Source organism: Streptomyces sp. NPDC037401 (assembly GCF_055602345.1).
The window spans coordinates 24,421-37,400 of the sequence record NZ_JBVJWO010000005.1 but is presented as its reverse complement, the minus strand read 5'-3'; the positions used below and the strand labels follow the sequence as shown (position 1 = coordinate 37,400).

11 protein-coding genes are annotated in these 12,980 nt (G+C 72.3%); 7 read left to right on the top strand and 4 right to left on the bottom strand.

The features are described 5' to 3' along the window. Positions 1 to 28: 28 nt before the first annotated feature. The gene (locus tag ACZ7H1_RS05840) at positions 29 to 1,795 is read right to left on the bottom strand and encodes an NlpC/P60 family protein (protein ID WP_470784079.1); all 1,767 of its coding nucleotides are present in this window, start codon (positions 1,793 to 1,795) and stop codon (positions 29 to 31) included. Between the two features lie 71 nt (positions 1,796 to 1,866). On the opposite strand from ACZ7H1_RS05840, the gene ACZ7H1_RS05835 reads away from it, so the two are divergent. Both ACZ7H1_RS05835 and ACZ7H1_RS05830 read left to right on the top strand, forming a co-directional pair. Next, the gene (locus ACZ7H1_RS05835; protein ID WP_470784077.1) at positions 1,867 to 2,379 is read left to right on the top strand and encodes a GNAT family N-acetyltransferase; all 513 of its coding nucleotides are present in this window, start codon (positions 1,867 to 1,869) and stop codon (positions 2,377 to 2,379) included. Positions 2,380 to 2,496: 117 nt separating this feature from the next. Beyond that, positions 2,497 to 3,246, top strand: coding sequence for a Mut7-C RNAse domain-containing protein (locus tag ACZ7H1_RS05830; protein ID WP_470784076.1), 750 nt, complete (start codon positions 2,497 to 2,499; stop codon positions 3,244 to 3,246). Here ACZ7H1_RS05830 and ACZ7H1_RS05825 read toward each other — a convergent pair. Beyond that, positions 3,243 to 3,707, bottom strand: coding sequence for a hypothetical protein (locus tag ACZ7H1_RS05825; RefSeq protein WP_470784074.1), 465 nt, complete (start codon positions 3,705 to 3,707; stop codon positions 3,243 to 3,245). The two genes, ACZ7H1_RS05830 and ACZ7H1_RS05825, sit on opposite strands and share 4 nt — an antisense overlap. A 124-nt stretch (positions 3,708 to 3,831) precedes the next feature. On the opposite strand from ACZ7H1_RS05825, the gene ACZ7H1_RS05820 reads away from it, so the two are divergent. Further along, entirely contained in the window at positions 3,832 to 4,611 is a 780-nt protein-coding gene (locus tag ACZ7H1_RS05820) for an SDR family NAD(P)-dependent oxidoreductase (protein ID WP_470784072.1), read from the top strand. 13 nt (positions 4,612 to 4,624) lie between these two features. On the opposite strand, the gene ACZ7H1_RS05815 is transcribed toward ACZ7H1_RS05820, so the two are convergent. Both ACZ7H1_RS05815 and ACZ7H1_RS05810 read right to left on the bottom strand, forming a co-directional pair. Then, positions 4,625 to 5,299: a polysaccharide deacetylase family protein gene (locus ACZ7H1_RS05815; RefSeq protein WP_470784071.1), complete on the bottom strand. Its 675-nt coding sequence runs from the start codon at positions 5,297 to 5,299 to the stop codon at positions 4,625 to 4,627. Between the two features lie 330 nt (positions 5,300 to 5,629). Further along, the gene (locus ACZ7H1_RS05810) at positions 5,630 to 6,823 is read right to left on the bottom strand and encodes an RtcB family protein (RefSeq protein WP_470784070.1); all 1,194 of its coding nucleotides are present in this window, start codon (positions 6,821 to 6,823) and stop codon (positions 5,630 to 5,632) included. 167 nt (positions 6,824 to 6,990) lie between these two features. Here ACZ7H1_RS05810 and ACZ7H1_RS05805 point away from each other — a divergent pair, with 167 nt between their 5' ends. The 4 genes from ACZ7H1_RS05805 to ACZ7H1_RS05790 all read left to right on the top strand — a co-directional run bounded on the left by ACZ7H1_RS05805 (position 6,991) and on the right by ACZ7H1_RS05790 (position 12,860). Further along, positions 6,991 to 7,860, top strand: a complete 870-nt coding sequence (locus tag ACZ7H1_RS05805; protein WP_470784069.1) for a DUF3558 domain-containing protein — start codon at positions 6,991 to 6,993, stop codon at positions 7,858 to 7,860. Positions 7,861 to 7,970: 110 nt separating this feature from the next. After that, the gene (locus tag ACZ7H1_RS05800; protein ID WP_470784067.1) at positions 7,971 to 8,714 is read left to right on the top strand and encodes a DUF3558 family protein; all 744 of its coding nucleotides are present in this window, start codon (positions 7,971 to 7,973) and stop codon (positions 8,712 to 8,714) included. An 88-nt stretch (positions 8,715 to 8,802) separates the two neighbouring features. After that, positions 8,803 to 10,152 (top strand): DUF2637 domain-containing protein, encoded by a 1,350-nt coding sequence (locus ACZ7H1_RS05795; RefSeq protein WP_470784065.1) that lies wholly within the window; start codon positions 8,803 to 8,805, stop codon positions 10,150 to 10,152. A gap of 173 nt (positions 10,153 to 10,325) precedes the next feature. Next, a complete protein-coding gene (locus ACZ7H1_RS05790; RefSeq protein ID WP_470784064.1) occupies positions 10,326 to 12,860 on the top strand; it encodes an FG-GAP repeat domain-containing protein in 2,535 nt (844 codons plus the stop codon). The last annotated feature ends 120 nt before the right edge of the window (positions 12,861 to 12,980 follow it).

Sequence of the window (12,980 nt, the reverse complement as noted above, 5' to 3'; positions counted from 1 at the left end):
CGCGGACGCGCCCCGCACACCGCGTGCGTCAGATGCGGTGCACCGTGTGGAGCTTCGTCGCGTACGTCCCCGTGCCGTCCAGCGTCGAGGCGCCGGCCATGTCCGACATCGTCGGACCGTTGCCCGTCTTGCGGCTGGAGAGGAAGCGGCGCTTGCCGTCCGCGTCCTTGCCCAGGTAGATGCCCACGTGGTCGACCGTCACGGTCGGCTTGTCGTCGCCCGAGTCGGCGTTGAACAGCACCAGGTCGCCGGGCTGCAGCTGCGCCGCCGCCGGCGGGGTCGTACCGGCCGCCTGGTCGATCCGCACGCCCGGCGCGTAGTCCACCATGTCGCGGGACTTGCGCGGCAGCCGCGTCTTCGAGGTGTCCGAGCCCGCCGCGACCGGCACGCCCATGTGGTAGCCGTAGACCATGCGCGCGTAGCCGGAGCAGTCGAGGTTGCCGACCTGCTTGCTGGACGGGCCCGTGTAGGTGCCGTCGGGGAAGGTCCAGCCGAGGTTCATGTACTCGTGGAAGTCCGCACCCTCGTAGCGGTTGCCCTGCGGGTCGAGGTAACCGTAGCCGGCCTCGCCCAGCACCCGCTTGCCCGCGGCGGGACCCGCGCCCGCGTTCACCGCCGGCGCGCCGGGCAGGAACATCGCCGCGTACGCCAGCACGTCGGGAGCCGTCGAACCGGCCCAGCCGCGGATCCGCTGCTCGAGCTCGGGCGTCCACGTCCCGTCGAACGGCGCCGGCAGCACCCGCACCCAGTCGCGGTGGGTCACGGTCGGCGGCACCTCCCAGGTGGAGGCGTCGACCTGGAAGCGGCTGACCATGAGCTTGACGGGCAGGTTGGTGCAGCCGTCGTTCGCGAGCGCGCGCAGGCCCACGCGGCCCTTGCCGAAGGTGGTGTCGTTGACGTCGAAGGTCCAGGCGGACGGCTCGGCGGCATCGGCACGCCAGGCCTTGGCCTGGATCCGGGCGCCCTCGCGCCGGACGCGGATGGTCCACTTGGTGCCGGCGGCGACCCCGGTGGCGAGGTCGACGGCCGTGCCGAGCTGGGTCACCGCGTCGGCGACCTCCTTCTCCAGGCGCAGCTCTACACCGCCCGACGTGGTGAAGGACAGCCGGGCCCGGTAGTTGTTGTGGGTGTCCTGGTAGCCGAAGGACAGCGCGTACGAGCACGCTTGGCCGGTGGGCACCTTGTCGAAGGCCGCCGTGGACCGCACGTCCACGTCGGTGATCTCGCCGTCGCGCACGCTGGCGTGGCGGCTCGCGTAGTCCGTGGTCAGGCTGATGATGCCGGTGCCGGGCACGACCGAGAAGTCGGTGTCGGCCCCGCCGAGCGTGGACCAGCTGCCGCCGCCCGGGGCGGTGCCCCAGTACGACCGCTCCGCGACCGGGAGCGCGAGGTCGGGCAGCGTCCGCTGGAAGTCGTCCGCGAACGGCTGCTTGTTCTCGGTGAAGGTCCGCTCCGGGCCGGGCAGGACCACGGTCCGGGCGCCGGAGGTCAGGACGGCGACGCGCTTGCCGCCGGAGGTCACCTCGGTACGGGCCGGGGTGCCGGGCAGCACGGCCGTCGTGAGCGCGCCGAGGGCGACCGGGGCGAAGTAGTCGGCGTTCAGCGACGCCAGCGAGACGGAGGACCGCGGGGTGGTCAGACCGGCACCGCCGGTACCGGTGGCGGCGAAGGGCTGGACACCCGGGGCAGCTGCAGGAGCAGCCTGGGCCGGGGACACGGCCAGGGAGGCGAGGGGGACGGAGGCAGCCGAAGCCGCGATGGCGGCGAGCAGGCCGCGCCGGGAAGTGTGGGACATGGACGCCATCCTCCGGGCAGGCCGGAAATTTCCGTCGACCGGGGGGTGAGAAGCCGACTAACGTGCCCGTTATGGACATGAAAGTGCGGCTCGAACCCTGGGGCGACGAAGATTTCTGGCTGCTCCGGCGCAAGAACGAACCGGAGATGACCGCGCACCTCGGCGGCCCGGAGACCGACGCGAAGCTCGCCGACCGGCAGAGCAGGTACCTGGCGATGAGCGCGGCCGAGCCGGCCGCCGGCCGCATGTTCAAGGTGGTGCTGGAGGCCACCGGCGAGACCGTCGGCACCATCGGCTTCTGGCCGCGCGTCTGGCACGACGAGGAGGTCTACGAGACCGGCTGGGGCGTCCTGCCCGAGTTCCAGGGCCGCGGCATCGCCGGCGCGGCGGCCCGCGCCCTGATCGCGTACGTCCGCACCCACGGCAACCGCACCCACCTGCACGCCTTCCCCTCCGTGGACCACCCCGCGTCGAACGGCGTGTGCCGCACGGCGGGCTTCGAAACGGCGGGGACCGTGGACTTCGAGTACCCGCCGGGCCACTGGCACGCCGGCACGGACTGGCGCCTGCGCGTCAGGGCGTAGCGGCGTACCGGCCCGGCATGGCTCGGCGGCGGGCGGCGGGCGGCGGGCGGCGGGCGGCGGGCGGCGGGCGGCGAAAAAGGAACCGCCCGAGCACGCGCCGAGTGGCATGCTGGGCCCGTGAACGGACCGGAGATCCATCTGACCCTCGCCCCCGAGCTGCGGCTCTTCGCGTCGCCCGACCGGCGCGCCGCACGCACCCCGACCGTCACCGACGGCTCCTCCAGCCTCGGCCACGTCGTCGAATCGGCCGGGGTCCCCCTCACCGAGGTCGGCCGCCTGCTCGTCGACGGCCGCGAGGTGCCCTTCTCCCACGTCCCCCGCGCCGGCGAATCCGTCGAGGTCCACAGCGTCGACCGCCCCCAGCAGGTGCCCGGCGCGCCCCTCCGCTTCCTCCTCGACGTCCACCTCGGCACCCTCGCCCGCCGCCTTCGCCTCCTCGGCGTCGACGCCGCGTACGAGAGCGAGGACATCGGCGACCCCGCGCTCGCCACCCGCTCGGCCGCCGAACGCCGCGTCCTGCTCTCCCGCGACCGCGGCCTCCTGCGCCGCCGCGAGATCTGGGCCGGCGCGTACGTCTACAGCGACCGCCCCGACGAGCAACTGCGCGACGTCCTGGGCCGCTTCGCGCCCCCACTCGCCCCGTGGACCCGCTGCACCGCCTGCAACGGCCCGCTCCGGGAAGCGGACAAGGACTCCGTCGGCGACCGCATCGAGACCGGCACGCACCGCACGTACGACGTGTTCGCCCAGTGCACCGACTGCGAGCGCGTCTACTGGCGCGGCGCCCACCACGCCCGGCTGGAGGGCATCGTCACCGACGCCCTCGCCGAGTTCGGCACCCCGCAGACGGCCTCGCGGACCCGCTAGAACACGTACGTGTCGCCCGTGTCCAGCGCCAGCACCACGTGATCGTTGTTGGTGCGGTTCCCATCGGACGCTCCGCCGTTCCACCACGTGTCGATCCGCACCACCACCTCGGTGGTCCGCGCGGCCAGCGGCAGCACCACACCGATGTGCCGCCCCGACCCCTTGGCCGGCAGCGGGCCCGTCTCGCACATCACGACCCGCTGACCGGCCCGCGCACAGCCGCTCTGCAGCGGCTCGGACGACGCCAGGTCCGCCGACAGGCGTAGCCGCACCGTCGCGTTCCCCAGCGCGGCCGGACCGTTGTTCTCCGGCACCAGCCAGACCCCGAGCCGCCCGTCCACCAGAGCCACACGGCCGTGGAACGCCACGTCCGCCTCCGGGACGGGCGCCGCGGCGACCGCCGTTCCGGCCGCCCCCACCAGCACCACCGCGGCCATCGCCGCCATCAGCCTCATCCGCATGCCCGCACCGTACGGACACCGACCATCAGCTCATCGGATCATCACCCGATCGAGGACGAGCCGCTCCCCCGTACGCCCGCCTATCCTGGGCCGTACCGAACGCAGACCGCCCGAGGAGCCCCCCATGAGCAGCGCCGCCGCCCCTGCCCGTACCGCCGTCGTCACCGGGGCGAGCAGCGGAATCGGCGCCGCCACCGCCCGGCAGCTCGCCGCGGCGGGCTACCACGTGGTCCTGACCGCCCGCCGCAAGGACCGCATCGAGGCCCTCGCCGAGGAGATCACCGCGGCCGGGCACTCCGCGACCGCCCACGCCCTCGACGTCACCGACCGCGCCGCCGTCGACGCCTTCGCCGAGGCCCTCCACGTCTGCCCGCCCCTGAGCGTCCTGGTGAACAACGCCGGCGGCGCGCTCGGCGCCGACCCGGTCGCGACCGGCGACCCGGCCGACTGGCGCACGATGTACGAGGTCAACGTCATCGGCACGCTGCACGTTACCCAGGCCCTGCTGCCCGCCCTCGACGCGAGCGGCGACGGCACCGTCGTCGTCCTCTCCTCGACCGCCGGCCACTCCACCTACGAGGGCGGCGCGGGCTACGTCGCCGCGAAGAACGGCGCCCGCGTCCTCGCCGAGACCCTCCGCCTGGAGATCGTCGGCCGGCCCGTCCGCGTCATCGAGATCGCCCCCGGCATGGTCAAGACCGAGGAGTTCGCCACCACGCGCTTCCGCGGCGACACGGAGAAGGCCGGCAAGGTCTACGCCGGGGTGGCGGAGCCGCTCACGGCCGACGACGTCGCCGACACCATCACCTGGGCCGTCACCCGCCCCTCCCACGTCAACATCGACCTGCTGGTGGTCCGCCCCCGCGCCCAGGCCTCGAACACCAAGGTCCACCGCGAGCTGTAGCCCTCACCCCGCACTAGCGCACCAGCCCGGCGGCCTTCAGGTGCGGCATCAGGGGCGCGGGCTTGAGCCCCGCCGCCTTCGCCGCATCGAGGGCCCGCTTCAGGTCCGCGCCCAGCGCGGGCGTGAAGTGCAGCAGCACGATGTCCCCGGCCGCGAGCTGCGGGGTCGGCGGCGTCTCGCTCCACGTGGTGAAGTCGTGCGTCCACGTGACCAGCGCCTTCACCCCGCACGCCTTGGCGGCCAGCCGTACGTCGTCGTTCACGGCGCCGTACGGCGGCCGCAGCAGCCGCGGCATCCGGCCGAACGTCTCCTGGATCTGCTCCCCGGCCCCGCACACCTCGGCGTCCTTGCCGGCCGCGTCGAGCGTCGTCAGATCGGGATGGTTGACCGTGTGGTTCTCCACGGTGGCCCGGCCGTCGTCCACCAGGTCCGTGAAGTACTGCGTGTCGTACGAGGTCGCCCCCGGCAGCAGGAACAACGAAGCCGGCACCCGCTTCTCGACCAGCGTCCGCGCGACCGCCGGATCGTGGTGCCAGCCGTCGTCGATCGTGATGAACACGACCTTCTCCTGCGTCGGCACCTTCCCCACCACCGGCGGCAACCCCACCCCCGCCACAGCGGCCCCACCGCCCCCGAGGGTCAGCGACAACGACGCGAACAGCCCGAGTACCACGCGAGATCTCCACATGCCGCACACCCTGGTCTAGACCAACTCTCACCGTCAATCCCCTTGCACACAGACCGACTTGACCTTGCGCAGGCCACGAGCCCGTATGGGTGAATGCGCGCGGATTGTCTTCGTGCGCGGATGCGCTCCGCGAGTGTGAGCCGCGAGAAGGAGTGTCCGTCGCCCTGCCCGAGTCCGCCGGCGTCACCGCGGAACTCCCCGTGGACCTCCTGCTCGACGGCGACGGCGACGGCGACCGAACGCGCACGCGGAACGTGCGGAGGGTCCCGGGACGCGATCGCCCCGGGACCCTCCACTCCCCCGAAAACCCCGTGCGCGAGCGCGCGGGGCTCAGCCCTTGACGCAGATGACCTGCTTCAGCTTCGCCACGACCTCAACGAGGTCGGTCTGCTGGTCGATGACCTGCTCGATCGACTTGTACGCGCCCGGGATCTCGTCCACGACGCCCGAGTCCTTGCGGCACTCCACACCCTGGGTCTGGAGCTCCAGGTCCCGCGGCGAGAAGCGCTTGCGCGCCGCCGTCCGGCTCATCTTCCGGCCCGCACCGTGCGAGGCGGAGTTGAAGGACTTCTCGTTCCCGAGGCCCTTCACGATGTACGAGCCCGTGCCCATCGAGCCCGGGATGATCCCGAACTCCCCGCTGCCGGCGCGGATCGCGCCCTTCCGCGTGACCAGCAGGTCCATGCCGTCGTACCGCTCCTCCGCCACGTAGTTGTGGTGGCAGCTGATCTCCTGGTCGAAGGAGACCTTCGCCTTCCGGAACTCCCTCCGGACGACCTCCTTGAACAGGCTCATCATCACGGCGCGGTTGTACATGGCGTACTCCTGCGCCCAGAACAGGTCGTTCCGGTACGCCGCCATCTGCGGAGTGGCCGCGAGGAACACCGCGAGGTCGCGGTCGACGAGGTTCTGGTTGTGGGAGAGGCCCCGCGCCACACCGATGTGGTGCGACGCGAGCTCGTTGCCGATGCCCCGCGACCCGGAGTGCAGCATGAGCCACACGGACCCGTCCGAATCAATACAAAGTTCAACAAAGTGATTGCCGCTGCCAAGGGTTCCGATTTGCTTCAGGGCCCGCTCCCGCCGGTACTTCACCGGTTCGGCCAGGTAGTCGAAGCGCTCCCACAGGTCGCCGAACCCCTCCGCCGCCAGGCCGTACAGCCGCGACGGGTCCACCGGCTCCCGGTGCATGCCCGTCCCCACCGGGATGGCCTGCTCGATCTTCGAGCGCAGGCGCGACAGGTCACCGGGGAGGTCGTTCGCCGTCAGGGAGGTCCTCACCGCGGACATGCCGCAGCCGATGTCGACGCCGACCGCCGCCGGGCAGACCGCGTCCTTCATCACGATGACCGAACCGACCGTCGCGCCCTTGCCGAAGTGGACGTCCGGCATGACCGCCAGGCCCTTGATCCAGGGCAGGGTGGAGGTGTTCCGCAGCTGCTGCATCGCCACGCCCTCGACCGTGGACGGGTCCGCCCACATCCGGATCGGGACCTGCGCGCCCTCTACTTCCACATACGTCATAACGTGCCCATTCCCCCGGAATCAGATCAAAAGCCTGAAAACGCAAAAGCCTCGCTCTTGGGGCCGAATGAGACATCGGACCGGCGTCAGCAGCAGTGCGTGCGATAGACATTGTGTCCACCTGCCGCCCAGCCGCGGCAAACGGTTTTCGGTTGATGGGAGCATCCATGGGAGCGTGGCGCGGGCAGCGGAAGGCAGTCGTACTGCCGGGCGTCGCGGTCGTTCTTGCAGCGCTCGTGACCGGGTGCAGCGGCGATTCCGGGGGTGACGGGACGCCGTTCGACGGCAAGGCCGGCGGGACCGCCCCCGTCATGCAGCCGGGCAAGTACCGCAGCCTTCCCGAGCCGTGCCGGTCCGCCGACGGCCGGCGGCTCAAGGCCATGCTCCCCACGGCCCCGTCCCTCACCTCCGAGCAGGTCGAGCAGCTGTACGCGGGCAAGGCGGACCCGTCGTACGACGCCGACCGGCGGGTGGGCTGCCGCTGGAAGTCGGAGTCCGCGGACGCGACGCGGCTGATCTACGTGGGGTACGAGCGCGTGGTGTCGTACGACGCCGCTGTCAGCGACGACGACCGGGCGGAGCAGGTGTACGAGCGTCAGCTGACGGCCGCGCACATCCCGCTCACGCCCACGGCGCCTACCACCGGACCCACCACGCCCGCCACCGCACCGGGCACCGGCACCCCGACCCCCACCGCGTCCTCGGCGTCCACGGCGTCCACCGCGTCCGCGGGCACGCCCCCCACCCAGTCCCCCGCCACCGCCGCGGGCACACCGACCGGCTCGCCCGCCGCGCCGCTCGGCTCGCGCCTCCTCGACGACCTCGGGGACTCGGCGTTCCTGGAAGACCGGCTGGGCCCGGCCGGGCCGACGGCCCAGGCGCGGACCGTCCGTATCGTGTTCCGTACATCCAATGCGATCGTCACCGTGGAGTACGCGGTGCAGCCGACGCAGACCGGCACGGTGCCCGACAGCGAGGAAACCCAGACCAGGGCAAGGGAGTTGGCGGCCGGTCTCGCCGACCGGTTCACCGACTGACGGCGGTCGGGGCGGGTCCGGCAGGGGCGGTGCGTGACCTCTCGCACAGCAGTCCGCCGTCCGGTCGGGCTACCGTTGCACGGTCCCGCCGACGATCGACAGAAGGAACCATGCACCGTTCAGCCTCGCGCCTCACCCGCGTTCTCGCCTGCGCAGCCGTCCCGGTGATCCTCGTCGCCACCGGCTGCTCCTCGGACTCCGGCTCGGATTCCGGTTCGGGCTCCGACAGCGGCAAGCAGGGCGGCTCCTCGGCCTCGGCCGCGCAGTCCCCGACCGCCAAGCCCACGCCGACGCTGGAGAAGGCGGCGTTCGGGAAGCTGCCCGAGCCCTGCAAGGTCGTGGCGCAGAAGACGATCGACAAGCTGGTCCCGGAGGCCAAGGACGAGGACGGTACGGCCGCCAAGTCGAACGACCTGTCCAGCCGTGCGACCTGCTCCTGGAACGGTCTCGACGAGGACGGCCTGAAGGGGTCGGACTACCACTGGCTGGCGGTGTCCCTGGTCCGCTACGACTCGCACGAGTCGCTGGGCAGCGCCAACGAGCGCGCCGCGGAGCAGTACGAGAAGCAGGTAGCGGCCGCGAAGGCGACGCAGGGTGCGAAGGGCCTGAAGGTGCAGTCGGCGGCCGGTGTCGGCGACCAGGCGACGACGCTGTCGTACGGGGTCAAGAAGGACGTGGAGTTCTTCAACCAGACCGTTGTCACGCGGACGCAGAACGTCGTGATCACGCTGGACTACAACGGTGCGGCGTACGAGGGTGCGAAGGCCCCCGACGCGGCGGAGCTGCTGGCGAACGCCATCGCGGCTGCGAAGGAGACGGTGACGTCGGTGGGGTCCGCCAACAAGGCTTCCTAGCCGGGAAGTAGTCCCCGCTCGGTACACCTCTGGCGGGCATGTGCCAGGCTGTGCCCGCCAGAGGTTGATAAGTGGGAGGGGATCGCGGGTGGCCGCGATGCAGCTGACGCGTACGCACCGGATACTCATCGGCGTCGTGGTCGCCGGAGCCGTGGTCATCGCGGGGATCGGTTTCGCGGGGTCGTACGCCGCGGTGCGCGAGCTCGCGCTGAAGAAGGGGTTCGGGGACTTCTCGCTGGTCTTCCCGATCGGCATCGACGCGGGCATCTGCGTGCTGCTCGCGCTGGACCTGCTGCTGACCTGGATCCGGATTCCGTTTCCGCTCCTGCGGCAGACCGCGTGGCTGCTGACGGCGGCGACGATCGCGTTCAACGGTGCGGCCGCGTGGCCGGACCCGCTCGGTGTGGGCATGCACGCGGTGATCCCGATCCTCTTCGTGGTCACGGTCGAGGCGGCGCGGCACGCGGTGGGCCGGATCGCGGACATCACCGCGGACCGGCACATGGAGGGCGTGCGGATCACGCGCTGGCTCCTGTCGCCGGTTCCGACGTTCAAGCTGTGGCGCCGGATGAAGCTCTGGGAGCTGCGTTCGTACGAGCAGGCCGTGGTCATGGAGCAGGACCGGCTGATCTACCAGGCGCGGCTCCAGGCGCGGTACGGGCGGGCGTGGCGCCGCAAGGCGCCGGTGGAGGCGCTGATGCCGCTGCGGCTGGCGCGGATCGGTGTGCCGCTGGCGCAGACGGCTCCGGAGGGGCTGGCTGCGGCGGGGATCGATCCGGTGCTGCTGCCGCCGGTGGCGGGGTCGGCTCCGGCGCTGCCGACGGGCGGGCGGCCGGCCGTGGCGCCGCATCCGGGCGAGGGCGAGGCGGCGGTGCAGCATCCCGCGCCGGTGGCCCAGCAGCCCCAGTCCCAGGCCCAGGCCCAGGCGTTCCAGCAGGCCCAGGGCCCGCAGGGCCAGCCCGGTCAGCCCGCGCCGTTCGCCGTCGACCCGACGGCGATGCCCGCTGCCCACGACAGCGCGTGGTTCGCGGCGCCGCTCGCGCCGCAGGGGTCGTACCAGGGCGACTACAACCCGACGTACGTGGAGGGTCTGGAGCCGACGCCGGTGCTGGCGCCGGCCGGCCCGGAGGCCCCCGGGCCGGAGGCCCCCGGGCGGGAGGCCGCGGTGCAGCAGGAGCTGCCCATCCCGGCCCCGCGTCAGGAGGACGCGTCCGACCTGGCGCCGGCGGACGAGGTGAAGTTCGCGGAGGCGGCGTACGAGGTGTTCCGTACGTACGCCGATCAGCACGGCGGCTGGCCGACTCCGGAGCAGCTCGACATACACCTGTCGGACGGGTACGGCATCACGCATCCGCGGAGCCTGTCGATGATCCGGAGCATGATGCCGGAGCTGAAGCAGCGCTACCAGACGTACCTGGAGGACGAGCACATCGCGTGAGCCGGAGCGGACCGGGCCCAACTCGGCGGCTCCGCTTGGAAATCCTTGCTTCCCCCGTACAACCGTTTGATCATTCGACGAGTCACACATGCGCCGGGGGGAGCAGCGTGACGTAGGCCCCCCTGCGCTGCTGTCGGGGGGCACGGTGCCCTCCGAGAAGGGGGAACACCAGCATGAGCATGTCCGCCCTCCCACTCCGTCGCAGAGCCGCCGTCCTCGTCACCGCCTCGCTCGTCCTCGCCGGCACCGCCGCACTCCCGGCGGGCACGGCCCACGCCGCCGAGCCCGCTCCCTGGACGGGCGCGAAGTCGCTGTCGTCCGCCGACTCGGTCCTGCGGGACCTCGCGGTCGCGACGTCGGGGATCGCCGTCGCCGCGTGGGACGAGTACGACGCCACCGCCCAGCTCTGGCGCCTGCGCGTGGCCACCCGGCCCGCCGACAGCGACACCTGGAACGCCCCCACGGAGCTGGGCAGCACCTCCAAGACCACCAAGCGCGAGGTCAAGCTGCTGGCCCGCGCGGACGGGTCCGTCTTCGTCCTGTGGACCGAGCGGCCCAAGCAGACCTCCGAGTACTCCGGCACCAAGGAGACCCTGGTCCGGACCTCTACGCTGCCCGCCGGGGCCACCACGGGCTGGTCCGCGCCGTTCGACCTCATCGGCCCCCTGCACGCGGGCGTGGAGATCTCCTCCGTGGACCTCACCGAGGGCCCCGGCGGCAGGATCGGCGCGACGTGGCTGTCGGTCCCGACCATCCAGCAGATGCGCGCGGAGGTGGTCGCCGCCACCCGCGCCGCCGACGGCACGTGGTCGACGGCGCCCGTGGTCAGCAACATCGCCCAGTACCCGGGCGCAGTGGCCTCCGCCCCGCAGATCTCCCTGGACGCGAACGGCGGCGCCGTGGTCGCGTACAAGGTGAACGAGTCGGTGAACGCCACCGTCATGGTGAACACCCGCACCGCGGAGACCGGCGTCTGGGGCACCCCGGAGCGCTACACCACGCCCTCGTCGGGCACCGGCGCGCCCACCCTGGCCACCGACGCCTTCGGCTGGGTGTACATGGTGTGGAAGGACGCTGCGGGCACCTTCCAGATCACGCACCGCACCGAGGCGGGCGCCGAGTGGTCGCAGCCGGAGACCGCCGCCTCCGGTGTCGGCGACCCGGTGCGGGCACCGGAGCCGCTGCTCGCCCCCGACGGTGACATCTCCCTGGTCTGGTTCGACCAGTCGTCCGCCAACCGCGGCGTTCGCGCGGCGAGCTTCGAGTCCGACTCCGGCAGCTGGCTCGCACCGCAGAAGCTGAACACCGAGTGGGCCAACCAGCAGCTCGACGTGTCGATGGCGCGGGACGGCTCGGTCCACGCCGTGTGGCCGGAGCCCGTCGCCACCTCGTCGATCACCAAGCTCTCGCACGCCGTCCGCAGCGGCAGCTCCTGGAAGGCGGCCCGGGCGATCGGCGCCTACGGCAGCGGCGCCGGCACCGACGACATGCGCGGCGAGATCGCGGCGGTCACCAGTGACAAGATCACCGCCGTGTGGGAGCCGCGGCGCAGCAACTCCACCAGGACGGTGTCCGCCGCCCGCACCGCCTGGCCCGAGCTCGAAGTGGTGCCGCCGTCGTCGACGCCGGAGGAAGCGAACCTGAAGGGCTCCACGAGCAGCAGCAAGGTGTGGGAGCCCCGCTGGACGACCAACACCCCCGTCTCCTCCTGGACGCTGACCCTCACCGACCCGGCGGGCAGGACCCTGCGCACCCTCACCGGCGCTCCGGGCTCCACGACCATCGCTCCCGTGTGGAACGGCCGTACCTCCGCGAACGCCCTGGCCCCGAACGGCCGGCACACGTGGACCCTGAAGGCCGTGCACGCCGGTTCGGGCGCGAGTTCCACCCTGGCCACCGGCACCGTATCGGTGGTCTTCGGCGCGGCCGTGCCGCGCGACTTCGGCGGCCACAACGGCCTCCCGGACGGCCTGGGCGACATGTTCACCCTGACCGCCGCCGGCAAGCTCCAGCACCTGTACGGCTCGCTGCCCAAGGGCGACTTCGAGACGGGCCCGTCCGGCACCGGCTGGACCGCCTCGAACCTGCTGGTGGCGCCCACCGGCGACCTGACCGGCGACCGCTGCAACGACCTGCTGGTCCGGGTGAAGGAGACCCTGCGGCTGTACAAGCCGGTCTGCGGCGGCGCGCCGGTGACCTCGGCCCCGTGGAGTTCCCTGGGCACCGGCTGGCAGCACTACGACGTGATCACCTCGCCGGGCGACGTCACCAAGGACGGCCTGCCGGACGTGATCGGGCGCAACACCTCCACCGGCGCCCTGTACCTCCACAAGGGCGTTGCGGGCGGCAAGCTCGCCCCGCGCGTGAAGCTGGCAGCGGACTGGCGCAACTACAAGAAGGTCGTCGGCGCCGGCGACCTCAACGGCGACGGCATCGGCGACCTCCTCACGCACGACAAGGCCAACGTGCTGTGGCGCTGGGAAGGCACGGGCACGGGCACCTTCAAGGCGGTCAAGATCGTCTCCAACTGGGGGTCGGCCTTCAACGCCATGGTCGCGCCGGGTGACCTGAACGGCGACGGCAAGGGCGACCTGATCGTCCGGGACACCAGTGGCAACCTGACCCGCTACCTCGGCACCGGCAAGGGCACCTTCACCGCCGGCACGAAGGTGAACACCGGCTTCGGCGCGTACAAGGCCCTGTTCTAGGACCCCGCGCACACGACGGAGGGGGGGGGGGGGGGGGGGGGGGGGGGGGGGGGGGGGGGGGGGGGGGGTGGTGTGGGGGGGGGGGGGGGGGGGGGGGGGGGGGAAGGGGGGGGGTAGGGT